This is a genomic window from Streptomyces sp. NPDC002076 (genome assembly GCF_053593835.1).
The window spans coordinates 189,777-214,906 of sequence record NZ_JBSFDI010000016.1; the positions used below are offsets into that span (position 1 = coordinate 189,777).

Here is a 25,130-nt window from a genome sequence, read left to right on the forward strand (position 1 = left end):
CATCGCAGCTCAAGCAACGTTTCACCGCCGGTGGCCGCCAGAGGAGCGTGGAACACGGCAGCACCCAGTGGTCCAGCGCCGCTTCGACGCAAGACTTCGTTTCAGCCGCATTTTGTGGGTCGTTACATCCGGCGCAACCTAGCCAACATGGCCGAATCATCTCTATTTAGAACGCTATGTGTCATCGGTCCGGCGGCACCTCGGTAGCACCCTCTATCCACTATCGAACATGAGTATGGATTTGTATGTTGTTTCGTTGACTGTGTTGTCAGTGGGTGCGCCTAAGCTCATGTCTGTTGTTAAATCAGCAGGTGGGGGGCGAGCAGAGGAATGTCTCCGGACTTCAGAGTTGGGCACCTTGTCACGTTCACAGGGGCGCCCGGAATCGGCCGCGTGGCGGCGGTCACCGACGACTTGCTGCACGTGGACTTCTTCGAGTCCACGGCCGAGCCCAGGATCGAGACCCAGGCCGTGCCCCAGGTCGACTGCCAGCGCGCGCGCCTAAAACCCGAAACGCGCGTGTTCCGCCACAACCCCAGCACCGGAGAGTGGATGGCGGGCCGCGTACTGCGCCCGGACCACGGCGGCTACTTCGTCCGCTTCCCAAACGCCGACTACGACATGCCCGTGGCCGAGTCCGAACTCCGTGTGCGGTGGAACAAGCCGGTACGCGACCCTCTTCAGGTTCTGGTGTCTGGAGGTAATGAATCCGGACATCTTTACAACGCGCGCATCCCGATGCTGCACAACCTGGTCGCCCAGCGTGCTGCCAGCGCGAGCACCCCAGCCTTCCTCGCTGCCGCCGTCGAGATCTACCCACACCAGGTCCGCTCGGCGCTGACGGTGTTGTCGGACCCGGTCCAGCGATACCTCCTCGCCGACGAAGTCGGACTGGGCAAAACCATCGAGGCCGGGTACGTAATCCTGCAGACGTTGATCGACAACCCACAGGCGCGCGTCCTCATCCTCACCCCTGACTCTCTGCGCCGGCAGTGGGTAGCTGAACTGCGCACCAAGTTCTTCACCGATGACTTCCCACGCCGCGTCAGGATTGCTCCGCACGACTCCCCCGAGAAGTGGAAGCAGCACCACGGCAGCGATCTTGTCGTCGTCGACGAGGCCCACCTGCTGGTGCAGGACCGTGATGACACGGACCCCACCTATCGCGCCCTGTGCGATCTCGTGCACCCCGCGTCGAAGGTCCTACTGCTGTCCGCTACACCCGTGACCTCCAGCCACGCCACCCACCTGGGCCTTCTGCACCTCCTTGAGCCCAACGTGTACAAGTGGAGCGAGAGGGAGACGTTTGAGGAGAGGTACAACCACCGGGCGGAACTGGCGAATCACGTCCTCAGCCTCGACGCCGAATACCATCCGCTCTTGCCGTCGACGATTGACATCGTCAAAGAGTTGCTACCTCCGGAGGACAGCAGGTTCGAGGCCCTGGCCGGCCATGTACTCGAGCTCCTCGACGCGGAAGGGAACCTCCGCGAGGGGACCGGGATGCAGGACCTCTCGGCACGCGTAACTGAACTACGAGCTCACATCAGCGAGACGTACCGACTGCACCGGCGCGTCATCAGGCACCGCAGGTCACACGTACTGGAACAGAACGATGACTCAGCGGCAGCGACCTATGAAGTACGCGGCCGCGCCGAGCCTACGAAGCTGATATCTGAGTCATACTCCCCAACCGCGGACAACCTCCTTGAGTGGCAAACCCGGTTGTGGGGACATCTCCTTGATGAAGGACGTGAGAGCGAGCGCAGCAACTACGCGCTTGTCCTAGCTGTACTCGCCTCCCGCCTCGGTGGCACATCCGGTGACTACCTCGACGCACTCCGGTGGCGGGTGCATCGCGACGAGGGCGCTGCCAAGCGTGCCGGTCTGAGTACCCGCGAACGGAACTACCTCACGAGCCTGCCGGTGGCGCCTCACGAGGCCAAGACCTTGGCGAGTCTTGAGTCACAGATCGTAGACGCCCACAACGTCACCGAAGTCGACGACCTCATCGAGGCCCTGCTGCCAGCCCTGCGCAAGCGCACGCACATCATCGTCTTCTGTGGCCCAGGCACACTCGCTTCAACACTCACCGAACGCCTACGCACTCGCTTTTCCCAGGTCGGTCTCTTCGAGCACACCCGCAACGCAGGCCCCGATCTGTCCGAACGCGCCATCGCCGCGTGGCGCGAGCACTTCACAACGGCTGCAGTTCTTGTCGCGGATGACTCTGCTGAGGACGGGCTGAATCTTCAGGCCGCCCAGATCGTGATCCACGTCCGGCTGCCGTGGTCCCCCAACCAGCTTGAGCAGCGACTCGGCCGCACAGACCGCTATGTCGAATCCCGGCAACAGCGCAGCAAGCCGATGCAGTTCGTACTAACAGACCCCGAATCCCACACCGAGGCATGGCTGTCGCTACTCACCGACGGGTATCGCATTTTCGAAGTGTCGGTCTCCACGCTCCAGGACGCCATCGCGCAGAGCCAGGCCGATGTCTGGGCGGAAGCACTCGAGCACGGGCCGGAGGGCCTGACCGGTTACGCAGAGACCGTCCGGGACCTACTCAAGCACGCTCGCGATGAGATCGACATGATGGACACCCTTGAGTCGATCTTCGACACATCCCCCGACGACATCGACTTCGCCGAGCGGCTCACAACGTTTGAAGCCGACTGGAACACGACGCGCGAGGCCTTGCTCGGCTACACCGGGTGGGACGGTTCAGACGGGGTCAAACTCCGCCACACCGAGCGCAAGATCAACGACTGCTTGTGTGAGGTCTTCAACCTCAACTCTCGCCCTCTCATCTCCCCTCACCTCTACGACGGTAAGAACCTCACAGAGGACGCAGCGAAGGGCACGTTCAGCCGCTCAGCGGCGCTCAATGCCTCCGGCACACGCCTCTTCCGCATCGGGAACCCCCTCGTCGACACTCTCGCAAACGTCGTCTGGTTCGACGACCGCGGCCAGGCCACAGCCTTCTGGCGCGCGGATGCGAACCACCGGGGTGGGCCAGAGCCCTACTTCGGCTTCGACTACCTCGTCGAAGCCGACATCTCCTCGGCACTCGAACTCGCGCTGCCACAAGTGAAGAATCCTAACGATGCGAGAGCAGCTTTGAGGCGCCAGGCCGAGCAGCTTCTCCCGCCCTTCACGCTGAAGGTATGGGTGCCTGCTGGTGCCACCGAGGCCTTGGCCGACGAAGCTACCCGGGACCGTCAACTGGACGTTCCCTACGGGGTAACGGACCACAACTACAACTCGGGCAACATCCACGAGTTGATGGATCTGTTCGACGGGCAGCCCGGATACGAAAAAGCAGCACGTTCCGCCGAAGCAGTCGCCCGAGCAGAGCTCAAGCGAGTGACGAACTTGGTGGACAAGTGCGACCAGGCCCAACGCCAGGGCCGGGCACGCCTCACGGTCGCCAGAGCACAGGCCGAGGCCCGCCAAGCAGCCGGCCGACTCCTGGGGGACGCGGAGAGCTACCTGCGGGACGTCGCCATCACTGACGCTCTGGTACAGGGATTGACCGACCCGTCGATCCAACTCGTGTCCGCGACGTGCCTCCTCAAAACGGGTCTCAGGAGGATCCGTCGTGGCGACTGACAACTGGACCGGGGCCAAGACACTGTTCGACTACCTGTTGAAGCACCGACAGCTTCAACACCTCCCGGAACTTCCTGGAGCGAAGGGAACGCTGCGCAGGCTCCGCGATGCTCTGGTGAGTGAATCCAGCGGGTGGAGGGACATCGCTTCGCTAACTCGGCAGATCCTGCTTGAAGCTCAAGCGCGAGAGAACACATCCGGATTCACGGTTCCTCTCCTCCCGTGGCTGCCCACTCGTGACCAGTGGGAGGTGATGCTCTGCCAGGCCGGGCTGCGTGACGGTGGCTCCAACTTGTGGGTAACCGCGCTCCCGTGGCATCCGCCTGTCTCCGATGACACATCCCGCGCCGCAGCTGAAGAGGATCTTCGCCAGGTGTATCTCGGCGAAGATTCGCCGCACCGACGGAAACTGGAGTCGTATCCCGCCGATCCGTTCTTCACGGCTGCACTGGGCGACGACCACAGTCACTATGTGTCCACAGGCCAGCGCCAAGCCGCCAGGGCTATTGCGCTTGCCGAACCGGGGAGCACCACGATCATCTGCCTGCCCACAGGGCATGGAAAGACGGCAGTAGCAATCGCCCCCGTGCTTCTGGCGAGCGCGAGTAGCGGCGTCTCAGTCATCGTCGTGCCCACGAGCGTACTCGCGGCGGACCTGGAACGACGTGCCTTCGAGATCCTTGAACGGAACGGGCACCACAGCCCCACGCGCCGGTATGCGTACACCAGTGGGCTGTCTAACGAAGGCCGGCAACAGATGCGGGACGACATCGCTGCGGGCCGCCAACGACTGGTGTTCACTTCACCCGAGGCTCTGGTGCAGAGCTTGAAGGCGCCACTGGAGGACGCTGCTGAGGCCGGTCTGCTCAACTACTTCGTCATTGACGAAGCCCACCTGGTCGAGCAGTGGGGTAACAGCTTCCGTACCGAGTTCCAGACAATGTCAAGCCACCGCAGGACCTGGCTGAGCAAGGCCCCGGAGGGCCGGCAACCAGTCACCGTTGCGATGAGCGCGACGCTCACTGGTCAGCAGGTAGAGACGCTCGACACGCTGTTTGCCTCGCCGCAGCCGGCGAGCATCGTTTGGGCTTCCCAACTTCGTCACGAGCCGAGTTACTACATCGATACCTTCCGGGACGAGGCCGAACGGGAGGCCGCAGCCCTCGACGCTGTATCGCATTTGCCGAAGCCGATGATCCTCTACACGACCAAGGTCGCACATGCGCAGGAGTGGACGGACCGTCTTCGGGACTACGGGCTCCGCCGGGTAGCTAGCGTGACCGGTGACTCCACCGACACCGAACGTCGCGACGCCTTGGAGGGGTGGAGCGGCAAGACTGCCGAAGGCGACGTGCAGACGCGGTACGACATCGTGGTTGCTACCTCTGCCTTCGGCCTGGGCGTTGACCTCGATAACGTCAAGACGATTGTGCACGCCTGCCTGCCAGAGACAGTGGACCGCTACTACCAAGAAGTCGGCCGTGCCGGACGTAACGGAAGCCCGTCAATCGCGTATCTGGCCACCACGCGCAAGGACGAACGCATCGCCAACAAGATGAGCGACGAGGTGGTCATCGGGGCCCCGCGCGCGTGGCAGCGATGGGAGGCGATGTTCCACAGCCGGGTCACCACCCAAGATCGCCACCGGGTGAGCCTCGATTCCTACCCCCCTGACATGAACGAGGGCTTCCAACGGAACCGGAAATGGAACATTCGGATCCTGAACCTCATGGTTCGATCGGGGATGGTGGCCATCCACCCGCCTGTGGCACCCTCAAGAAATGAAGGCGAGTCAGACTCCCTCTGGAAGGCACGACTCGATCTGTTCTACGCGACAGCGGATGGCTACGCAGACGTAGAACTCCTCGACTCCGACGCCAGGAACAGTGAGAACTTCCGAACTCGATTTGAAGTCGAGCGCCAAAAGCTGCTGCAGGGGCGCATCTCGGCACTGCAAGAATTGAAAGCAGCTGTGCGGGGGAATCAGTGCATTGGTGACGTACTCGGAGCGTACTACCGCATTCCGCATGGCAGGGGCCAGCGTCGTACCGGCATCACTTGCCGCGGTTGCCCACACTGCAGGGCCACGGCCGAGCTACTGCCAACAGGGTTCTACCGACTTGCCGGAGAGCCACGCCCTCTACTTCCCCCACTCGAGCACCACGGGCGCCTGCCCCTGATGCAGTACTTCGGAGACCAGCAGTGCCTGAGCCTCTGGTGGCAAGACACTGGCGACCGTGCCTTCGTCGCACGTCTGGTGGAAAGCCTTGTCCGCCGCGGGATTCCCGTGGTCGGTGGGCCAGGCATGGACGCCCGCCTCAAGAGCCAACTACAGACGACCGCCCGCACCCGCACAGTGATCGTCGACGATGACGGTGCACTCCTGACGGACTGGCGCGGCCCAGTCATTTGGGTGGCGGACCCGAACGCAGCTACTTCAGGGCCGGAGGTTGCAATGCGCTTCGCCTGGGATGCACCGACCTACCTGATCCATCCCTGGGCGATGCAACACCCAGAACGCCGAGGTACGCCACTCGTCGCAGTCCACTCGGCGAACCTGTCGATCCGACGCGCCTTGGAGGAACTCTGATGACACTCCTGAACGTAGACGCAGCCATTCCCTCTCAGACATGGGCACTGGTGCGGCTTCTCGCCTACCTGGGGAAGAGCATCGCCCTGGACGAGGCTCGTGCACTAGTTAGCCCTCCGTCCTTGCGCTCAGAGGAAACGTCAACCAAGCCGCCCTTCGACTGCGCCATCAGTTCACTCCAGACCCTGGAATTGGTTCACATCGACGACCGGCAGGAACTCTCGCTAGCCGGCCGGACCAAGTCGCTTATCAATCACGATGATTTGGAGACCTACACGCGTATCCTTCGTCGCGCAGTCCTCGAAGCGGACTACAACACGGAACTGGGGGAGAGCAACGACGCAACTGGCCCGCGGGACCTGACTCGCGCCCTTGCGTGGTTCCTCGTACACGACCCAATGGAGCAGCCGATTCACTGGGTCACTGCTCAGCAGCTCCTGGATGAGAGAGACGGAAAAGACCGGAAGCTACTGAAGACCGAGATCCATCCCCTCTTCGCGAACGACACCCGGTGGACCCGTTTCGGTTACTGGGCAACTGCCCTGGGCCTCGCCGCTGCCCCTGTCCTCCGTACCGACGGCCGCACGCCTTTGGTGGCGGACTGCACGCTAGCCGTCAAGCAGACTGTGGCCGACCTGTGGCACGCAGGACAGCGCATCAATGCTGTTGAGGCCTTGCAGGTGCTGCGGGGGAACCTGCCCGTGCTGCCCGGCGGCGCACACTCGCTCGCGATAGGCATCCCAAGTCCCGGCGACAACGTGGCCGGCACCGCGCTCTCGTTTGCGCTTCTCCGTGGCCATGACGAGAAGTGGATTCGGCTGGAGCACGATGACGACGCCCGTCAGATCCTGCTCTTGCACGATCCTGAACGCCCCGCCAGCCCTCGCCCCGTCAGCGACATCACGATCCTGGAGCCCACCCATGGCTGACTTCCGCGGGATGCTCTGCTGGGAACCAGCAGTGGCAGCCTCCACCATCAACACCGAGGCGGTTAGCCCTTCACGGTCGGTTTTCTTGGCCACCCACGCGCCGCTGCGGATCAAACGTGCCCGGATCATGGACGGGAAAGAACTCGTCATCGAAGGCGCCCGGATCGACGAGTGGACAGTCCTCAAAGACTTCATGGCGCTCAGAGCAGACAGCGGAGCCCTGGTCGTACCGGTTGTTGGTGAGTCCGGCTCAGGCAAGTCGCATCTTGTCCGCTGGATCCGCGAGCAACTGGCCGAGATGAAGGACGGGGCCGACAAGAGGGAGGTGATCTACCTTGAGAAGTCCAAGACCAGCCTCAAGGCCGTCGTCAGCACGCTCATCGCAAAAGCGGAGAGCAGCGACCTGGCTCAACTCAAGGAGGACATCAATAAGTTCACCGAGGATATCGACGAAGAGTCTCTCGCAAGGCGGATCCTCAACGAACTAAGTGAAGCACTTGAGGCCACCCCCCCTAACGCAGAGTCGAGCCCACTGGCTCGAATGCTCGTCGGCCCTGGCAAGCTTGCTGCGGTGCTACTCGACCCGCACGTCCGCGCGGAGCTTCTAGCACCCGGCAAGTTCGTTCCTGAACTGGCACATCAGCTCATTCACAATCGCCAGGACGGGCAGGCTGACCGCCCCGAAGGCTTCAGCGTCAACGATCTCCCGCTCGACATTCGTGACATCCGATCTGCGTCGGGAATGGCACAACGCCTGCTCGGCACCATCAGCACCCGTGGTGATCTCCAAGAAATCTCGGTAGAGCTTCTCAACAGGCACCTCGAAGCCGCCATCAAGGGCGCTGCCAATCTTGGAGCAGGTCGGCTTCTCGATGCGATGACGCAGGTGCGAGAGGAGTACCACCGGCAGGGCAAGGAAATCATCCTGCTCATCGAGGATTTCGCCCTCATTCAAGGTGTCCAGCGAGACCTTATTGACGCCGTGGTAGAGGCTGCGAATCGTGAGGGCAAGACAACTCTCGCTCCCATCCGAACGCTCATGGCAGTGACGACGGGTTACTTTGGAAAGCTGGATGAGACGGCCGCGACCCGCATCCAGGCTGGCGCCGGCTTCGTCTACCACCTGGACGTTCCTTTCAGTGCGGAGGAGACAGGACGTACAGAGATTGCCTCGTTCGTTGGCCGCTACTTGAATGCCGGGCGTGTGGGACGCGAAGCCTTGGAGCGCGCGAACGACGAGGACATTCCTAACAAATGCTTGACCTGCGCTTTGCGGACTGAGTGCCACGAAGTGTTCGGGGTAACCGATGATGGCTATGGTTTGTACCCATTCAACGAGTCAGCTTTGGTAAGAGCTGTTCATGGAACAGCGGACAAGAACAAGCCATGGACCTTCAACCCGCGGGTCGTGCTGGGAAGTGTCGTGCGGCCGGTTCTTGTTGAACACGCCACGGCCATGCAGCAGGGCGAATTCCCCGACCCCGCGTTCCGGCAGCGGTTCCGGCCGACCAAGCTGGACAAGCTTCTCAGCCGTGACGTCCTCGGCGTCGTCGCAGACAACGATCACGACCCTGCCTCTGCCGAGCGCCGCAGGCTCGTCCTCGAGTTTTGGGGAGACGCCCCCGATGACGCCCGTGATCTCCACCCCACCATCTTGGAGGCATTCTCCCTAGAGCCGCTGGGTGGCGAAGGAGGACGAGGTCGCCCGCCTGTGTCTGCGTCTGTTCCCAAGCAGACGGGAGCCGGCGGGTCGAACCCCGGCACGGGAGTTGGTAGCAAGCGCGACGAACTCCCTGGGGAACTCCAGCGGGGGTTGGAGACGGTGGACGAGTGGCTTACCCGCGAAGGCGGATTGGACACGGCCACCGCAAACAAGATTCGGGGCGTCGTCTCGGCCGCGGTCGTGCAGCGGTATCAGTGGAACTCACCTCTGATGCGGGAGGTGGGATCCACGGAACTGCGGAGGGCTGCCTGGCCTAACAAGGCGACCATCGTGTCCATCGAGGGCGCGAAGGAAAACTTGCCAGGCGTCGAGAACGCACCCATCACTTTCTCTCGTCTGCCGAAGGACAGTTGGTTCTTCGACAGCATGCTGAGGGCTGAACGGAATCTCCCTGCGCGGGCCGAGGACATTCGGCGGCTCGCGTACCTGGCTGAGAAGCACAGCCGAGATCTCACCGTACGGCTGCAGCGGCACATGGAGATCACCGACGATCACCTCGTCGCGGGATTCCGCGCATCACTCCTTGGAGCTGCGCTGGCCGGCCAGGCGTGGCCTGGAATGCCCGCTTCGCAACTGATCGCCGCCGCGCTTGACGACGGGCAGGAGTGGCGGCGGGAGGACGTCTCAATCCGTGCAGCGAAGTGGATGGACGTGCTCCAGGCGCACCTCAGAGCCCGTCCCGAGGTCGTGAAGCAACTCCGTTACGCCGTCGGGATCACCCAGGGCATCGGTGCCGTGAACATGGTTGATGCTGCACGTGTGCTTCCACTGCTCGACAGGGCAACCGCTTCGTGGAGTTGGGAGGTCGAGGCACTCGACATCCCGAAATGGGTGAAGCCAGCCGTCACCGGGTTCGCATCTTTGCCGTCCATCGTCGAGAACCAACTCACAAGTCACGAAGAGTTGCTCGACTCAGTCCGAAAGCGTCAGCCGCGCGGCACTACGGGCGTCCAGACGATGGCAGCGATCCGCGACGTGCTCAGTGCCGCACGAGAGGTTGGACTACCACTGACAGCCGAACAGACACGGCAATTCGAGGCTCTGCTTCAAGGTGCACAGAGCGCGGACTGGAAGGCGATCTCTGCCCTCGAAGACGACCTGGCCAAGGCCGACGACGAGAGCCGCGACCCCGCAACCCGCCAGTACGCGCGCGTGGTTGCTGCCGTCAAGGACCGTGGCAACTCGCTTCAACTGATTCAACAGCTACTCGTCGCTGCCGACGCGTGGCTGGACGCTGCGCTCACCAGCGCCGAGTCGCGATCGAGTGGCTCTGCGAGCGACAGCGCCGCAGAAGACGTAGGGCAAATCTGTGTGGAGTGGCAGGCGCTCACGGCTGCCCCCTCTGCCGAGGACGACGGGGAGGACTGGTGACCGACTTGTCTGTGTACGACAAGGCCGTTCAGCTACAGAACCGCGCACGCCAAATCGCTGCAGGCGCAGTCGGTGAGAAAGAGGCCACTCGGGTACTCAGCCGTACTAAAGAACTCCGTCTGGCGCTTGCCGAACTGAGAACGCAAGTTGAGTTGAGCAATACCCTTGCGATGCTCGGTGCTGCGGACAAGGCCGATCTGTCAGGCATCAGCGCCGCACGTACCGCGTTCGAGCGCAAGGCCCTCAATGGCCTTCCCAGCGACCCGGTCTTCAACACGGCCAGGAAGAAAATCCAGGAGTTTGCGGGAAAGTTCAAGAACAACAACGCTGAGGCCTGGGTCACTTGGACCACAGCACAGCTCGCTGATCTTCCCCTGGTACGGATCCCCATGCTGTCGAGCGACGAACGCGAGGCAGCGCGCAAGCGGGAGAAGGAACTCCGCCAGGCGGTGGCGGCCAAGAACCTGTCGAAGGCAGACGTCACCCTCTTCACGAGCACGTACACCCTGCTCGCCGAGTCCCTGCGCGACAAGAGCGATCCCCCCAGCGAACTGCTGGAACTGTTGGCGCTGCTTGAGAAGCGCCCTAGCCCTACCCTGCGCGACATCACAGACGCCGACATCGCGCTGCTGCGTCAGTTTGAAATGGACCTTCACATCACCCTGCAGAGGACCGGAGCGTGACAGAGCAACTCGACATCCGCTTCGCGAACGAACTTCTGAACCGGCTGGAAGACCACGAGTTGCCTTTGCTGTCGTGGGGCGTCACGGAGACCGCGCTCTCCGAGGTCGAGGTCATCGAGACCATCGACGACCTCTTGAACAGCCACGACGCCGCTCCCAAGGCCATGTCAGCCGGGGCCGTGCTGGAGGAGTTGCTGCTTCGAGCTCTCCTTTTCGAGGTTCCGGTGCCTGTGGCAACGCCTCCGCGGTATCGCACCCGCTTGGCAGAGTCCCTCAGGCTTACATCTGGCCTGCGGCAGCTCTTTGCACCGGGTGGTTGGGCCCACGAGGAACGGCCTGGTTGGTGGCGGCACAAGCGTCGTCTCGTTGCCGACTACCGCCTGCATGTGGCACCGCGCCGATACCCAGAGCGAGACATCCCTGCGACGGACGTCCTGCACGAACTTGCTCAGTTGCCGCACTGGGGTGAGGTGCAGCGACATGTAGCGGAAGCTCAACTGCAGGGACGCAAGCTGGCACGCTTCCAGTTGGAAGCCACCCGTTCCATCTTCGCTTCGGTCACCTCTGGGCGCTCCAAGGGGATCATTGTCGGTGCCGGCACCGGTAGCGGGAAGACGCTCGCGTTCTATCTGCCGGCCTTCGCTGCCATGGCGGAACACGCCCACATTGGGGCGGCGCAGCGTGTGCAGACACTGGCGCTCTACCCACGCAAGGAGCTTCTGCGCGACCAGCTCCGGGAGTCGATCCGGGCCGTTAACGCTGCTGAGCAGGCACTGCGCCAGAGCAAGAGGCGTCCCATTCGCGTGGGTGCTCTGTATGGTGACACCCCGTGGAACGCCCAGGACCGGCGCTTGGAGCCGAACTCGGGGCTCGATAACGCATGGAAGCGCACCCGCCAGGGCGTGGTCTGTCCATATCTGCCGTGCCCCCAATCGGACTGCGGTACCGGGGACCTCGAGTGGACGGACGAGGACCGCAGGCAGAAACGCGAGCGGCTGACCTGCACCAAGTGCGGTTACACGCTGAACGAGCAGCGGCTTGCGCTCACTCGCGAGTCCTTGAGGAAGAATCCTCCCGACCTGCTGTTCACGACCACCGAGATGCTGAATCGCTGCAGTGGCGACAGCTACCTTGAGTACTTGCTCGGCTGGCGAGGCAGTAGTACAGCCCCATCGCTGGTTCTCCTCGACGAGGTCCACACTTACAGTGGCCTTCACGGTGCGCAGGTGGCCTTGCTCCTACGCAGGTGGCGGGAAGCAGCGCAGCGCCATGTAACGTTCGTTGGTCTGTCCGCGACTCTCCGAGATGCTGACAGGTTCTTCGCACAGTTGGTCGGTCTCCATCCTGGAGATGTCGATTCAATCGAGCCTGCTGACGATGCTATGAAGTCCGAAGGTCGCGAGTACGCAATCGCGCTCCGGGGTGACCCAGTATCCGGCGGGAGCCTGCTGTCCACATCGATTCAGACGGCCATGCTCTACGGCCGAATACTCGATCTGGACAAGAGGCGTTACCTGTACGGCTCCACGGGCTTCCTGTTCACGGATGACCTCGACGTCACCAACCGTTTCTATAACGACCTGCGAGATGCCGAAGGCGGCCAAAACCGCTCTGGCCGGCGAACCGGCCGAGGGCGCGTCCTGGCGGGCCTTCGCTCCTCGGAACGGAGCGAGCACGCCGCCCGCTACCTCGACGGCCAGTCGTGGGACATCGTCGAGAAGATCGGGCACGACCTGGACCCGACGCTTCAACTCCACCACCTCCGGGTCGGCCGTACGTCATCACAGGATGTCGGTGTCGATCACGACGCGAATCTGACCGTAGCCACCGCCTCCCTGGAAGTCGGGTTCAATGACCCGCGGGTGGGACTGGTGCTCCAGCACAAGGCGCCCCGGGACGCGGCAGCGTTCATCCAGCGGCGCGGCCGTGCCGGCCGAGAACGCGGTACAAGGCCGATTACAGTCGTCACGCTCTCGGACTACGGGCGGGACCGGCTCGCCTACCAGGCGTACGAAACACTCTTCGCCCCCGAGGTGCCTGCGCGCAGCCTGCCCATCGGCAACCGCTTCGTCCTCAAGATCCAAGCTACCCAGGCCCTCTTGGACTGGGCAAGCCGCAAACTCCGCTCTCGAAACCTGTGGGCCGACCCGAGGAAGATTCTCCGTGCCCCCAAAGGCCACGTCGTGCAAGACGAGGACCGCCCGGGTCACGAGATGCTGGCATCGCTCCTGCAAGCGATCCTTGAGAAGCCCGACCTCCAGGATGAACTCGCATGGCACTTGATGCGGGCCTTGCAGATCAGCGCCGATGAGGTCCAAGCACTGCTGTGGGAGCAGCCTCGGTCATTGCTGCTGTCCGTCGTTCCCACCGCACTGCGGCGGCTGCGAACTGACTGGTCGTTCCAGCGCATCGACCCGGGTGCGAAAGAAGGCTCTCTTCTTCCCGAGTTCATCACACGCTCGCTCTTCGAACCGCTGAACCTGCCCGAGGTCGAACTGATCCTGCCCTTCGACGAGAAGGACACCCTTGAGCAGTTGCCGATCGCGCGGGCGCTTCGTGAAGCGGTCCCGGGGCGTGTCAGTCGACGATTCGGGCACCGCCGCGATGAGCACCGCACCTGGCTCCCGGTGCCACCTCCCGGGAGCACCGCGCTGCCCCTGCCTCAGATCGTGCAGCATGCCGAACCTGAGGGAACCTGGCACCCCACCGAGTACGGTCCTGAGGGACTCCAGGTCTTCCGGCCCACGCAGCTGAAGCTGGCGCAACCTGAGCCAGAGATCTCCGACCGTTCTCAGGGGCTTCCCTTGTGGCGCACCCAGATCGTCGTGCCTGAAGAAGCGCCACCGACGCCGGCAGCTATTCCCAAGCCTTCCCTCTGGAATGAGCGTGTCAAGGCCGTCAGCTTCGCCACTCACGCGGCCGGCAACCCGATCGAAATGCGACGTATGACGATTGGCGCGGAGTGCCATGTCGCCCTCGAACGCGGTGAGAGCGAGACCCGCAAGGTCTACTACGAACTGCATGGCAGGCTTGCTGCCTTGGGTTTCAGGCTCGGTGTCGATGCTGTTCGTATCCTGCTCAGGCCCCTGGACACCTCAGACCCCCTGGTCAGGGAGTACTTGTCGTCTCCGCAATGGCGTTCCCTGGCCTTCTCGTACACCTTCGCCGAGGACCCCGCTCTTGAGGACGTCGCGAACACGTTCCAGCGCGCATGGCTCGGCCAGGTCTATCTCACTGCCTTTGCACTCGAAGGCCTCAAGGAGGGTTCACGCACCGCCGAGGAGGTGCGCGCGTCTCTCGCCAACGGCGCCTGGACGGGCGACCTGCCACGCATCTTGAGTGTCCTCTATCGCGACAACAGTGACCCGGACCAGATCATCGACAATGCTCGTCTGATCGACGGGCTCACAGAGTTGCTGCGGGACGGCCGAGTGCTCGCCGCAGTAGACCGTGCCGCAGAGCACCTCTTCGATCCGGACATCGCCACCCGCACTGAGGACCTCGCGCAGCGCGCCTATCGGGACACAATGGCTGCGGCGATTCTCGCCGCAGCACAGAGGGCTTGCCCAGACTCACAGGACGGCGACCTGATCGTTGACGTTCTGCCGGGCGCTAACGGCGAGCCCTCCGTCCTGTGGCTCAGCGAGACCTCTATCGGGGGCCTGGGCGTCATCGAGAGTCTCGTCCGCTTCTACGGAGAAGACCCTCGCCGCTTCTGGTCGCTGGTCACGAGCGCACTCGCTCCGAGCGACTACGAGTACGTTGACGCCACACTCACCCGGTTGCTGCGTCACCTCACTGAGGAGGCGGGCGGAGACGCTGCCGAAGCTATGCGTACATTGCGTGGAGCCCCAGATGCCGAGACAGCCCAAGCTGCCTTGAACACTCTCCTCGGTGCCTGGGAGCGGCTGGACGGCCGCCCTCGCCGCACAGCGGTCGCAGCATTGTCGACACGACTCCTCCGCCCAGGCTCAGGACCGGACACAGACGCACAGGCTCTCGCCATGGTGGATGCCTGGACCAAGCTGGAAGACGTGCTCGGAGTCGAGATCGACGCGAGCGTCATCGCCTTCGCCGTCGGCGACAAACGTCTGGACATCGGCGGGAGCAAGCAACTGTCGGCCGACCAGGCCTTCAGTCTGCTCTGGCCCCGAGGACGGCAGGCCCGCACGCAGGACCTCCAGCACTACCAGCCCTATGCAGCTGCCCCTGTTCTCGATCGGCTCCTCGTACGCGCAGCCCACGACGACCAACTACCCGAGGTAGATGTCACAGTCAGCGACTGGGTCATGGAGTACCAGAAGGCCTTGGCCGACAACGGCGCCGTGGCACTCACCTGCCCCGCAGACAAGGCGCAGGCGCTCGCGGAGGCCCTTGTCCGTGTGCCGGCAGTTCGTGTGGACAGTGACGTGATGAAGGTCTTCGGCGAGGTGCGCGGCTACGCCCGGCATGGGGACAAGTTGCGTGTACGAGTCGAGTTGCGGGAGGCAGCCCAGTGACGGAACTGACAAGGCCCATGCGCACTGGGGCTCGCACACGCCTAAGTGTCGACTCGGTGCTTACCGCCGCGTTGATGGCAGAGATACTCAACCCCAGTCAACACCTGTGGCTGGTGTCGCCGTGGATCACAGACGTCCAAGTCATCGACAATAGCTATGGCAGTTACGACGCCCTCTTCGGCGATGTCCCGCCCAGCATGTGGCGGCTCTCAGACGCAGTCCTACGCATCGCTGGTACGGGCGCTCGCGTCGATGTGGTCACGCGCCCTGATCCACACAACAATGCATTCCTGCGCCGAATCGAGGCAGCGGAGTTGGACACTCTTCACGTCCATCGCGACTCCAATGTCCACGAGAAGACGCTGTGCGGACAGGATTGGGTCCTCACCGGATCGATGAACTTCACGGTGCGCGGCATGGCCAAGAACGATGAACTGGTCACCTACAAAGTGGGCGGGCCTGATGCTGGGCAGGCACGGCTGGACCTGGCGCAGCGGTGGAGGAGCGGCTCGTGACGCAAAAGCAGGAACAATCCCGACAGTCCATCGAAAGGTTCTTGCTCCGTTTCTTCGGAGAAGGAAACGCTATCTGGCCGAACCTTGATCCAGCCTTCCCTTACAAGGACCGAACGCTCCCTTTTGTTGAGGCCCTCCGGCGCGGCGATGACGCACCCATAGTCCTTCCACGTCTGTACACCGGCCGAGACCGTTTCGTGGCATACGTCATTGCACGGGAGCCCGGTGAGCGGGCCAAGACAGCCGAGTTGATTCGCGCCTTCGCTGGCCCCACCTACATCGCGTACGACGAGCGGGTGGGTATCCAGCCCGCCTGGCTAGACCCTGACGACCCGGTCGAGCAGGCTATTCGCGACTTCGCTGGCGATCGCACCACCTTTCGCCTGGAAACCGGGCGCACTGCTGAGCACCGCGTAAACCTTGCCGGGGCGCTGGAGTTGATGCAGAGGACCCAGGCTCGCCGGCCACCCCGACTGTGGAGGGTAGCCAAGCCACTCGGTCGCCTCCTTGCAGAGTTCGACGCCGCCCTCTCGGCGGGGGCAGAATCAGCCTCCAACATGGTGCTCGAACATTTGGCGGCGGCTGGCGGTGTGACCGCGGCTAACCTCGCGAACTTGCGGATCAAGCGACTTGATCGGCTCGGTCGCAGCGACGAGATCCTACAACTACCGGAACTCGCCGATACTCTTAGCCAAGACCCTCCGCTCCCGGTAAAGGAGGCGGTACTGAACGCTGTGTACGCAGCGTTGGAAGCACCGCTTGCCGAGGGAAATCTACCGGCTGCCAAGGCGAGGCTTGAGGAGCGAGGGCGCTTCGTCCCTGATCTCCTTAATATCGAGGCAGGCTCGCTCGGAGCGGAGGCCCTTACGGTTCTCCTGATGGCGGCTTCCGTTCTCGAAGATAGGCCCGCGTTGCAACGTCTTACATATGGCGTGGAAAACGCAGGCCGCATTGGTGAACTCTCCCGCCACGTCTGGGAAGAAGCTCAGCGAGTCCTTGGCACGCCTCACCCCGCTGGTGCCGATTCCGCACTGGTGGAACCAACTCCAGCGGCTACCAAGGCGGCATCCCCCGGATCAGACGCATCTCCGGCTATTGAGTCTTGGCCATCCCTACTGAAGGCACTAGCCGGCATCACTGGTGAGGTCAAGGCCATACTGGACAACCGCAGTTGGACCTCGTGGGAGTCGCCAGCCGTACATGATGCTTTCCTTGCCGATCTCCTGGACGGCCTCGGAGATCTCGCAGCAGAGGAAGCGTGGCTGACTGTTGGTGCGTTCATCGACGCCGTTGGATACGGCACCCCAGCGAACCTGACCGCTCATGCGTTCATCCGGAACGCCGTCACCTTCGACCGGTTCGGCCCAGGCGACCTCGCTGCGCTGCAAGCACTGACAGAGATCGCTCTCCGAGGCAACCCTTCGGCACAGGCCTACACCGACCTTCTTGATGAGATCGGTGCCTATAGCAACCGCTGGGTGTCACCCGAGCGGGCTGCAATCGCTCTGGACTTCGTCGACCGACTGTTCCTGGCGGCGTGTCCGTCACTCGACGCCCGAAGCACCCTGGCGTACGGCCTCCTGGAGCCACTGTGGCGCCATCAAGGGAGGCTCAACGAGGCCGACTTGGCCTTCGCGAAACGTCTCTCGCACGAACTAGGCGTCGACTTCCAGTGGCAGGATCGAGTCGAAGCCAACGGTGCGCCAGAGACGCCGCTAGCCGAGCTTCCCTCGATGAACGTGCTGCTGTACTCCCTGGATGAGGCTGTCGTCGCACGGTGTGCCGAGGAAGTCGAGCGTCTGGCACCCGCGGTGAAGACTGCCACTTCCTCCGATAAGGCTGGCAGTACTCAACTCCGCCACAAAGCACGGTCGGCAGATCTGGTCATCTTGGCGACTCGCTGCGCAAAGCACGCAGCGACGAATTTCATCACCCAGCACGCTCGCACCAAGCACATCCACTACGCCGACGGAAGTGGGTCGGCATCCATGCTGCGAGCAGCGGTCAACGGTCTTCGCGCTGCATCGAGCGGCTAATGAACTGGTGGCCGCCCCGGACATCAGGGCGGCCACCGCATCGAGGCTACGAGGGCTACCGGCTGACCAGGGCTTGCAGGTAGCTGCTGAGCAGGCGTACGTCGTTGGATGTGTTCTGCAGGCTGTTCCAACGGCGCTCCTGACCGTCTGCGAAGACCCAGTCTCCGGAGGTCCAAGCCACGTGGGGCTCCAGCCCTCGCAACACGGCGCGGACGTTGTCCCAGTCGACCTTGTCGAACGGGATGTCCGCGGTGAGCCGGTCCATGACGAAGCCCATGGCCTGGATGCCGACGCCGTGGGTCAGCCTGGACTCCCTCGGGCGCTTTTCCCACGCATCGCGGAAGATACTTGCCACCGGTGTCCAGAAGGCGAGCAGATGGGCCAGCATCCGGTCCTCATCACCGCTGCCGTCGGTGGCATTGCGGTACTGGTACAGGGCCCCCTCGTAGATGCTGTGCTCCAACATCTTCAGGATGCTGTTGTCCTTGATATCCCCGGTGGGGGAGGTGGGGCTGCTGATCCTGCCGGCGAAGGGCCCCTCCCCCATGTTCAGGTGGACCATGAGCCTGGCGGCGAGTTGGCGCCGCGCGAGCGACCGCGGCAGTTGGCCGGTAGTTTCGGGCAGGAGTTCGTACACGAGGCCCTTAGGGAGCGGCTTCGTGGAGTTGACCAGGATGAACTGCGACCGCTGCTCCTCCTGCCCCGAAGCAATGAAGCCCACAGCTGCCACAGGGAACTCAGCGAGGTCCGCATCCCTGATGGCTGCGCTTCGCTGTTGTCCGTCCACGAGCCAGGCCGGCTTGTCCTCATCAGCCAGTGACTCGTCGACCGGAATGATCAGTTCGCCCGGGACGGAGTACTTCACGTCACTGCCGCGGACCGCAGGCTCGAACCTCACGCGCTCGTCGAATGCGAGGACCAGGGCGTTGGGGAGCATCGCTCCCTCGGACTCGAGGTAGCGCCGGATTGAGCGGATGTGGCTGAGGACCTCGGGCCGCTGGTACCCCTGCAAACGCTTCTGTCCGTCACGGCGGACGCGCGAGACGGCGGCGAAGTTGTGCAGTTTCTTGCCGTCGACAGCGAAGCAGTAGATCTCCTTGGTGCCTTGGAGGATCTTGAGGGCGGGTAGCTTCAACTCGTAGCGGTCGGCCACATTATCTCCTGGTTGGATAGCTTTTGAGTTTTATGCGCGTTCTGGGTAATTATGTGAACGACAGCTTGCGCATCTTGGCTTCGAGGACAGTCATGTTATGGAATCCGCGACGTTTATTTCGCTCAGATCCACGGAAGATGACCATCTCGATCTTGTGTTCCTTGCATAGATCGCATGGACAGTCCTCCCACGGACGGTCAGCGAGAGTTGGTTTGCACCTCTCAACTTGCTTCAGCTTCTTCTCATCACCGAGAAGCGCCTGGTAGGCGCGCAGTGCCTCCATCACCTCTTCCGTGTCTGCCTTGCGCTCGTCGTACTTGCGGAGCAGATGGAGGCATTCTCGCTCGGCCTTGATCGCCGCAGTCTGAGAGACGACACCGGCGAGGATGAGCCGCTTGAGTGTGGGGTTTCCATCGACCTGCGGGACTCTGATCGCCGTGTAGGAGCCGTTGGCAGTGTGGTAGTTGTTGCGCTCGTCCATGAAGGCCTGACGGAACGCCGAGGTGCTGTCGAAGCTGCCGACGTAGTACTTGGCGAATTCCTCCATACTGTCAACACGGGTGATCCCCAGCAGGTGGAATTCGACACCGTCCGTGCGAATCTTAGCGATTTCCTTCAGGCAGGCCACGATTTCGTGGGTCTTTAGCGGTACCATGCCTCCCAGGGCGATGCGCTTGTATCCCATTCGCTGAAGTCGGGCGACGCTGTCCGCATAGCTGGCTGGACTCCACCCCTGAGCTGCGCCGACCGGTTCGAGCTTGTCGTCCTCGTTCAGTATCTTGGAGTTTCGGGCCCGGACAGCCCCAATGAATTCTTCTGCCAACTCCAGTGAAATCTCGCGACGCTTCGCCCATGCTGGGTCGACGTTTGTATCTTCGGGGTCGTAGCCGAAGATCACATGGTCGATGCTGATCCCTGAATTGAATTTGCAGCCGATGTAAAAATCGAGGACTTGCTCGACAGAGTAGGGCGGGCGCTCTTCATTGATATAGTTGAATGCGCCGCAATCGCCGAGACTCCTCATTGTCTTTGGGAGTCTGAAGAACTCTCGAACCCCGAGGCGGTAGAGTCGCTCGCGCTGAGGGGCGCTATACTTCCCTGCCCCCTTCACCGACCCGTCAACAATGGCCTTGCTCACCAAAATCCCGTCATATGGAGCTGGATTTACAGCCTGGTGAGCATAGAGATCATCTCTTTGCCGAACACGGTAGGGGGAGTACTCATCGTTGATGAAATCGTATGTGGGACTGACTTGGTCTTGACTGTCCGGGAAGTAGAACTTCACGACGCGCTCATCCTCGACTGCAGGTAGATTCGGATCAAAAGGTTGGACAGGGTGCTGATATGGCGGGGTGTGTTCTGCAGTTCATTCCAGGGAATGTTGAGTTCCGGCCAACGACCCTTGGTCCAATGACAGTGAGGCTTGACGAGTTCCAGTTCCGCCATTGCCTTGTCATAGGCATCTTTCGACCCGATTTCTGCACTCACCAGCACACGGTCCATTATCCGATCCATGAGGCGTCCCATTGATCGAATTCCGACACCGTGCATGAGTCGGCTCTTTGCTGGCGATAGCCCCCAAGCCTCAGGGAAAGTGTCTCTGACTGCCGTCCAGTAGACAACGAGGATGTCCCTCATCGCTGCGGTGTCGGTGGTCCCGTTGGAGAGGTTCTTGTACGGAAAGAGGACACCGGAGGGAGCGAGTGATTCCTCGATAGCAGAGATGAGACTGTTGTCCTTGACTACGGCCTCAGACTTTCTATCGCCCGTAGTTGAGGCCTGTTTAATCAGCCCCTTGAAGGGTGAGTCGCTGTCTAGGTTAAGAGCGTTGACGAGGGTGGAGGGAAGCTTCCGAGCAGACAGTCTGGTGGGGAGCTTCGTGTTGACCTCGGGCAGGAGTTCTGACACCAGGTTGGTTGGAAGCGGCGACACGGTGTTGACCCGTAGGAACTGGTCGCGTTGGACCTCAAGGTCTTCGGCAACGAATCCTGCGACAGTGATAGGGAGTTTCGACCTCTTCGTGCGGGCGAGTGCGAGGCTTCGCTGCTGCCCGTCCACAATCAAGGCGGGGCGAGGCGCTTCGTCGGAATCCGGCAGAGGAATCTCGATGGTCCCGATAGTTGCCAAACCATCGGTGCTGTTAGGCCCTCGGCTGCCTTTGAAGCGGACAGAGGAGGGGAGAGCGAGGATGAGACCGTTCGGGAACAACACGTCCTCGCCGTCCAGATAGTCGAGAATCTGCTTGACGTGTTGCTTCTTCTCGGGCCGCTGGTAGCCAAGCAGCTTGCCGGCTTCGTCACGGGAGATCCGGGCTACGTCAGCCACACGATCCACCTCTCCGGCTTCGAGGGCGAAGACATAGAGAGGGATGCTGGGATTCTGCTCGACGCGCAGGGCTCTGCGCCGGATAAGGTTCTCTGTCACAGCTTCCCCATGGTCTTGATGTAAAGGGTGGCGAAGCGGCTCTGTTCGCAGGCCAGGCCTTCATCTCGGAGTTGGCGCAGGAGACGCGTCCTCGAGATACCAGGCTGGGATGCAGTCCGTTGTTCGATAAAAGCGACCACCTGCTCATTGGTCATTGGCTGACGGTTGTGCTGCTCGGGCCTCGACTCGCTCACTGCCCACTTGTTCCAGGAGTCCCTGGTAGCGGTTGAGGTCAGGTGGCCGTCCTCGCAGTGCTGGAGCCAGGACGCGGCCATGCGAACGTTGAGACTCGTGAGTGTTCCGCCCAGGGCGCGCCTCAGCCCTGCATCCGCCGGGACTCTTTGAATGCCGGCGATCTCTTCCGCTCCACCGAAGAGCAGGGCCTCGCTGGCGACCTCGGCTAGAGCACGCAGTTCCGCTTCCATGGCCTTTGCGTAAGCCTCGGAGAGAACCATCAGAACGGGGCCAGCCTTGCCGAGTTCCTGCATCGTTGCCCGACCGGTTGCCTCTTGAAGGTGGCTCCACCACTGGGCGGTCTCTTCTGCGGTGGTGGCCACAGAGTCTGCATGTCGGGTGCTGAAGGTCGCCGCGTAAGAAGGAGCGGACGCGGTTATGGGCTGAAGCCCGAGGCCGGCAGAGGCCACCCAAATGTCCGCTTTGAACCCAACCTTAGCGGCCCCTTCACGGAGCCGGAGAGCCTGTGTCCAGTGGTCGCCGCGATAGAGCTCGGCGAGCGAGCGAGTGTGCGAGGCACTGTTGATGCGGTCGCTCCAGAGCGCGGCACGCTCCTTCACCGGTCCTGCAGGGAGCTGCCTGGCGTGCAGTTCGGTCTCTGGCACAGCAGCCTTGCGGTCCGTGCATGTGACGACCAGCGTTAGTTGCCTCACGCAGCCCCTACTCCCCGACGACTCTAACTGGAAGATTGTTGCCGTTACTCTACCTGCCAGTTTTCACGCTAGGGTTCAGCCGTACACAGGACCTAACTAGGGAGCAGGCATGGCGGAGCGTCCCGCGATCGTTCTATTGAGTGGCGGGCTGGACTCGACGACTGTTCTGGCGATCGCCAAGGACCAGGGCTACACGCCGTACGCGTTGAGCTTCCGCTACGGCCAGCGGCACAGTGTGGAGCTTGAGGCCGCAAAGCGCGTGGCCGCGGCGCAGGGGGTTGCGCGTCACGTGATCGCGGACATCGACCTGCGAGTTTTCGGTGGCTCGGCCCTCACCTCGGACATCGAGGTCCCGAAGCACGAGTCCCTGGATGCCGCTGACGACAAGGGCATCGACAGCAGCGTGCCCATTACCTACGTTCCGGCACGCAACACGATCTTCCTGTCCTTCGCGCTGGCCTTCGCGGAGACGGTAGGGGCGAGTGACATCTTCACGGGCGTGACGGCGGTCGACTACAGCGGCTACCCGGACTGCCGGCCCGAATACATGGAGGCCTACGAGCAGATGGCCAACCTGGCCACCCGCGCCGGAGTCGAGGGCACGCAGAAGCTCAAGCTGCACTCCCCGCTCATCTCCATGTCGAAGGCCGACATCGTCCGGGAAGGCCTGCGCCTTGGCGTGGACTACTCCCTGACGTCATCGTGCTACGACCCGGACGAGCAGGGACGAGCCTGCGGGCACTGCGAGACCTGCCTGCTCCGTCTCAAGGGCTTCGCCGAGGCTGGCGTCACCGACCCTGTGCAGTACCAGGGCGCGTGAGAATGACCTACCTGGTCAAGGAGATCTTCTACACCCTGCAAGGCGAAGGGAGCCACGCAGGCCGTCCGGCCGTCTTCTGCCGCTTCTCCCGGTGCAACCTGTGGACCGGACTGGAGAAGGATCGGCACCGTGCGATCTGCCAGTTCTGTGACACAGATTTCGTCGGAACTGACGGAGAAGGTGGCGGCAAGTTTCGGAGTCCGGACGACCTCGCTCAGGCAGTCGAAAACGCGTGGCCGTCGTCCTCCAGAGAGCACCGCTTCGTGGTGTGCACGGGCGGCGAGCCGCTCCTGCAGCTCGACGAAGCAGCGATCGATGCGCTGCATGCCCGCGGCTTCGAGGTGGCCGTCGAGACGAACGGCACGCGTGTGCCGCCCAAGGGCATCGACTGGCTTTGCGTCAGCCCCAAGATCGGCTCTGAGCTGGTCGTGACCAGCGGTGACGAGTTGAAGTTGGTCTACCCCCAGTTGGGAGGGGACCCCCGTCAGTTCGAGCAGTTGGACTTCCGGTACTTCCGGCTCCAGCCCATGGACAATCCTGACGTTGAAGCCAACACCAGGGCGACGGTCGAGTACTGCATGAAGAACCCGCGCTGGATCCTCTCTCTCCAGACGCACAAGTATCTGGGAATTCAGTAATGGAAATCTTCCGCGAGTTCACGTTCGAAGCCGCGCACCGCCTGCCCAAGGTTCCCGAGGGGCACAAGTGCGCGCGCCTGCACGGCCACTCTTACAAGGTCATCGTCCACGTAGAGGCACCCGTCGACCCTGAGGCGGGTTGGGTCATGGACTTTGGGGACCTCAAGAAGGCCTTCAAGCCCATCGAAGCACAACTCGATCACTACTACCTCAACGACATCGAGGGCCTGGACAACCCGACCAGCGAGGTCCTCGCCCGCTGGATCTGGGATCGGCTGAAGCCGGCGCTGCCCCACCTCTCTGCGCTCACCGTCCGCGAGACGTGCACGTCCGGCTGCACTTATCGGGGCGAGTGACCATGCACGACATCCAGAACGAGACCGATGCCCGAGGTATCGAGATCGACGACGTGGGCATCAGCGGGCTGCGGTACCCGCTGTACTTCGAGGACGGTCACCTCCGTCAGGAGGGCATCGCCGAGATCGAAGTGACCGTGCGGCTCCAGCACGACCGCCGCGGAACTCACATGAGCCGCATGGTGGCCTTCGCCCATGAGCACCTGCGCCGCTTCGATCCCCGCAAGCTGCCGTACCTCCTGAAAGTCGGGGCCGACCTTCTGGATGCACCAGCATTCGCCGTGGCGATCGATGTTCCTTTGAGTACGACAGTGGTGGCACCTGCGAGCGGTCAAGAGTCGCTGCAGGTCCACGATGTTCGCTTCGAAGGCCGCTGGGACAACGGTGCCACGACGGTGGTCACGTTCGTCACCACCGAAGTGACCAGCCTGTGCCCGTGCTCGAAAGCTATCTCGGATTACGGCGCCCACAACCAGCGCAGCCGGGTCACCCTCTCCGTGACGGGACACGGGGATGCGCCTTACCCCTTCGGCGTGCAGGAGGCCGTCAGGCTCCTGGAGCGGTGCGCGTCCGCGCCGGTCGTGCCCTTGGTCAAGCGCCCCGATGAACGAGTGCTGACGATGCAGGCGTACGAACACCCCATGTTCGTCGAGGACATGGTGCGGAAAGTCAGCCACGACTGCCGCGAGCGAGGTCTTCGTCACTCGGTGAAGGTCCGCAACCTAGAAAGCATCCATAGCCACGACGCCGTCGCATACGTCACTGGATGAGCCTTACGCCCCATGTAGACGAGTGAGCCGCATCGTTGGTGGTCAGTGCGTTTGCTTGGGGCCCTTCCAGGGGGCACCGGACTGCGTTGTGAGGCCGTGCTGTTCGAGCGATGCGAGCGGTCGT

At 62.6% G+C, this 25,130-nt stretch carries 16 protein-coding genes; 12 read left to right on the forward strand and 4 right to left on the reverse strand.

What is annotated here, in order from left to right:
- The first annotated feature begins 330 nt into the window (after positions 1 to 330).
- From dpdE to dpdD, 8 genes are read left to right on the forward strand one after another with little or no spacing between them, the layout of a single operon-like run.
- Positions 331 to 3,612 carry a protein DpdE gene (gene dpdE, locus ACWCQS_RS30580; protein WP_451007443.1) on the forward strand — a complete coding sequence of 1,094 codons (3,282 nt, stop codon included), beginning with the start codon at positions 331 to 333 and terminating at the stop codon, positions 3,610 to 3,612.
- Positions 3,602 to 6,202 carry a protein DpdF gene (gene dpdF / locus ACWCQS_RS30585; RefSeq protein WP_451007444.1) on the forward strand — a complete coding sequence of 867 codons (2,601 nt, stop codon included), beginning with the start codon at positions 3,602 to 3,604 and terminating at the stop codon, positions 6,200 to 6,202. The genes dpdE and dpdF overlap by 11 nt, the downstream gene beginning before the upstream one ends.
- Positions 6,202 to 7,131 carry a protein DpdG gene (dpdG, locus tag ACWCQS_RS30590; protein ID WP_451007445.1) on the forward strand — a complete coding sequence of 310 codons (930 nt, stop codon included), beginning with the start codon at positions 6,202 to 6,204 and terminating at the stop codon, positions 7,129 to 7,131. Before dpdF ends, dpdG begins: the two co-directional genes overlap by 1 nt.
- Entirely contained in the window at positions 7,124 to 10,225 is a 3,102-nt protein-coding gene (gene dpdH, locus ACWCQS_RS30595) for a protein DpdH (protein ID WP_451007446.1), read from the forward strand. Before dpdG ends, dpdH begins: the two co-directional genes overlap by 8 nt.
- The gene (locus tag ACWCQS_RS30600; RefSeq protein ID WP_451007447.1) at positions 10,222 to 10,908 is read left to right on the forward strand and encodes a hypothetical protein; all 687 of its coding nucleotides are present in this window, start codon (positions 10,222 to 10,224) and stop codon (positions 10,906 to 10,908) included. The genes dpdH and ACWCQS_RS30600 overlap by 4 nt, the downstream gene beginning before the upstream one ends.
- Positions 10,905 to 15,407, forward strand: a complete 4,503-nt coding sequence (dpdJ, locus tag ACWCQS_RS30605) for a protein DpdJ (RefSeq protein ID WP_451007448.1) — start codon at positions 10,905 to 10,907, stop codon at positions 15,405 to 15,407. The genes ACWCQS_RS30600 and dpdJ overlap by 4 nt, the downstream gene beginning before the upstream one ends.
- A gap of 17 nt (positions 15,408 to 15,424) precedes the next feature.
- The gene (dpdK, locus tag ACWCQS_RS30610) at positions 15,425 to 15,922 is read left to right on the forward strand and encodes a phospholipase D-like domain-containing protein DpdK (protein WP_451007479.1); all 498 of its coding nucleotides are present in this window, start codon (positions 15,425 to 15,427) and stop codon (positions 15,920 to 15,922) included.
- Positions 15,919 to 17,958 (forward strand): protein DpdD, encoded by a 2,040-nt coding sequence (dpdD, locus tag ACWCQS_RS30615; protein ID WP_451007449.1) that lies wholly within the window; start codon positions 15,919 to 15,921, stop codon positions 17,956 to 17,958. Before dpdK ends, dpdD begins: the two co-directional genes overlap by 4 nt.
- A gap of 55 nt (positions 17,959 to 18,013) precedes the next feature.
- Here dpdD and dbpB (ACWCQS_RS30620) read toward each other — a convergent pair whose 3' ends face one another.
- Genes dbpB (ACWCQS_RS30620) through ACWCQS_RS30635 form a run of 4 tightly spaced genes read right to left on the reverse strand, consistent with a single transcriptional unit; the run spans position 18,014 to position 22,329 of the window.
- Positions 18,014 to 19,111, reverse strand: coding sequence for a DGQHR domain-containing protein DpdB (gene dbpB, locus ACWCQS_RS30620; RefSeq protein ID WP_451007450.1), 1,098 nt, complete (start codon positions 19,109 to 19,111; stop codon positions 18,014 to 18,016).
- A gap of 49 nt (positions 19,112 to 19,160) precedes the next feature.
- Positions 19,161 to 20,396, reverse strand: a complete 1,236-nt coding sequence (dpdA, locus tag ACWCQS_RS30625; RefSeq protein WP_451007451.1) for a tRNA-guanine transglycosylase DpdA — start codon at positions 20,394 to 20,396, stop codon at positions 19,161 to 19,163.
- Positions 20,393 to 21,535: a DGQHR domain-containing protein DpdB gene (dbpB, locus tag ACWCQS_RS30630; RefSeq protein WP_451007452.1), complete on the reverse strand. Its 1,143-nt coding sequence runs from the start codon at positions 21,533 to 21,535 to the stop codon at positions 20,393 to 20,395. Before dbpB (ACWCQS_RS30630) ends, dpdA begins: the two co-directional genes overlap by 4 nt.
- Positions 21,532 to 22,329, reverse strand: coding sequence for a hypothetical protein (locus ACWCQS_RS30635; protein WP_451007453.1), 798 nt, complete (start codon positions 22,327 to 22,329; stop codon positions 21,532 to 21,534). Before ACWCQS_RS30635 ends, dbpB (ACWCQS_RS30630) begins: the two co-directional genes overlap by 4 nt.
- Before the next feature lie 202 nt (positions 22,330 to 22,531).
- Between ACWCQS_RS30635 and queC the strand changes: the two genes are divergently transcribed.
- From queC to ACWCQS_RS30655, 4 genes are read left to right on the forward strand one after another with little or no spacing between them, the layout of a single operon-like run.
- Positions 22,532 to 23,242, forward strand: a complete 711-nt coding sequence (gene queC, locus ACWCQS_RS30640) for a 7-cyano-7-deazaguanine synthase QueC (RefSeq protein ID WP_385013924.1) — start codon at positions 22,532 to 22,534, stop codon at positions 23,240 to 23,242.
- Positions 23,243 to 23,244: 2 nt separating this feature from the next.
- On the forward strand, positions 23,245 to 23,880 hold the full coding sequence (gene queE, locus ACWCQS_RS30645) for a 7-carboxy-7-deazaguanine synthase (RefSeq protein WP_451007454.1): 636 nt from the start codon (positions 23,245 to 23,247) through the stop codon (positions 23,878 to 23,880).
- Complete coding sequence (gene queD, locus ACWCQS_RS30650) at positions 23,880 to 24,236, forward strand: 6-carboxytetrahydropterin synthase QueD (RefSeq protein WP_451007455.1); 357 nt, start codon at positions 23,880 to 23,882, stop codon at positions 24,234 to 24,236. Before queE ends, queD begins: the two co-directional genes overlap by 1 nt.
- Before the next feature lie 2 nt (positions 24,237 to 24,238).
- Positions 24,239 to 25,006 carry a GTP cyclohydrolase, FolE2/MptA family gene (locus tag ACWCQS_RS30655; RefSeq protein ID WP_451007456.1) on the forward strand — a complete coding sequence of 256 codons (768 nt, stop codon included), beginning with the start codon at positions 24,239 to 24,241 and terminating at the stop codon, positions 25,004 to 25,006.
- Positions 25,007 to 25,130: the final 124 nt, after the last annotated feature.

Excerpts from the sequence above, each read along its gene's own strand:
- queE (WP_451007454.1), top strand. The coding sequence starts at position 23,245 with ATGACCTACCTGGTCAAGGAGATCTTCTACACCCTGCAAGGCGAAGGG.
- dpdG (WP_451007445.1), top strand. The coding sequence starts at position 6,202 with ATGACACTCCTGAACGTAGACGCAGCCATTCCCTCTCAGACATGGGCA.
- ACWCQS_RS30655 (WP_451007456.1), top strand. The coding sequence starts at position 24,239 with ATGCACGACATCCAGAACGAGACCGATGCCCGAGGTATCGAGATCGAC.
- dpdE (WP_451007443.1), top strand. The coding sequence starts at position 331 with ATGTCTCCGGACTTCAGAGTTGGGCACCTTGTCACGTTCACAGGGGCG.
- dpdH (WP_451007446.1), top strand. The coding sequence starts at position 7,124 with ATGGCTGACTTCCGCGGGATGCTCTGCTGGGAACCAGCAGTGGCAGCC.
- queD (WP_451007455.1), top strand. The coding sequence starts at position 23,880 with ATGGAAATCTTCCGCGAGTTCACGTTCGAAGCCGCGCACCGCCTGCCC.
- dpdK (WP_451007479.1), top strand. The coding sequence starts at position 15,425 with ATGCGCACTGGGGCTCGCACACGCCTAAGTGTCGACTCGGTGCTTACC.
- queC (WP_385013924.1), top strand. The coding sequence starts at position 22,532 with ATGGCGGAGCGTCCCGCGATCGTTCTATTGAGTGGCGGGCTGGACTCG.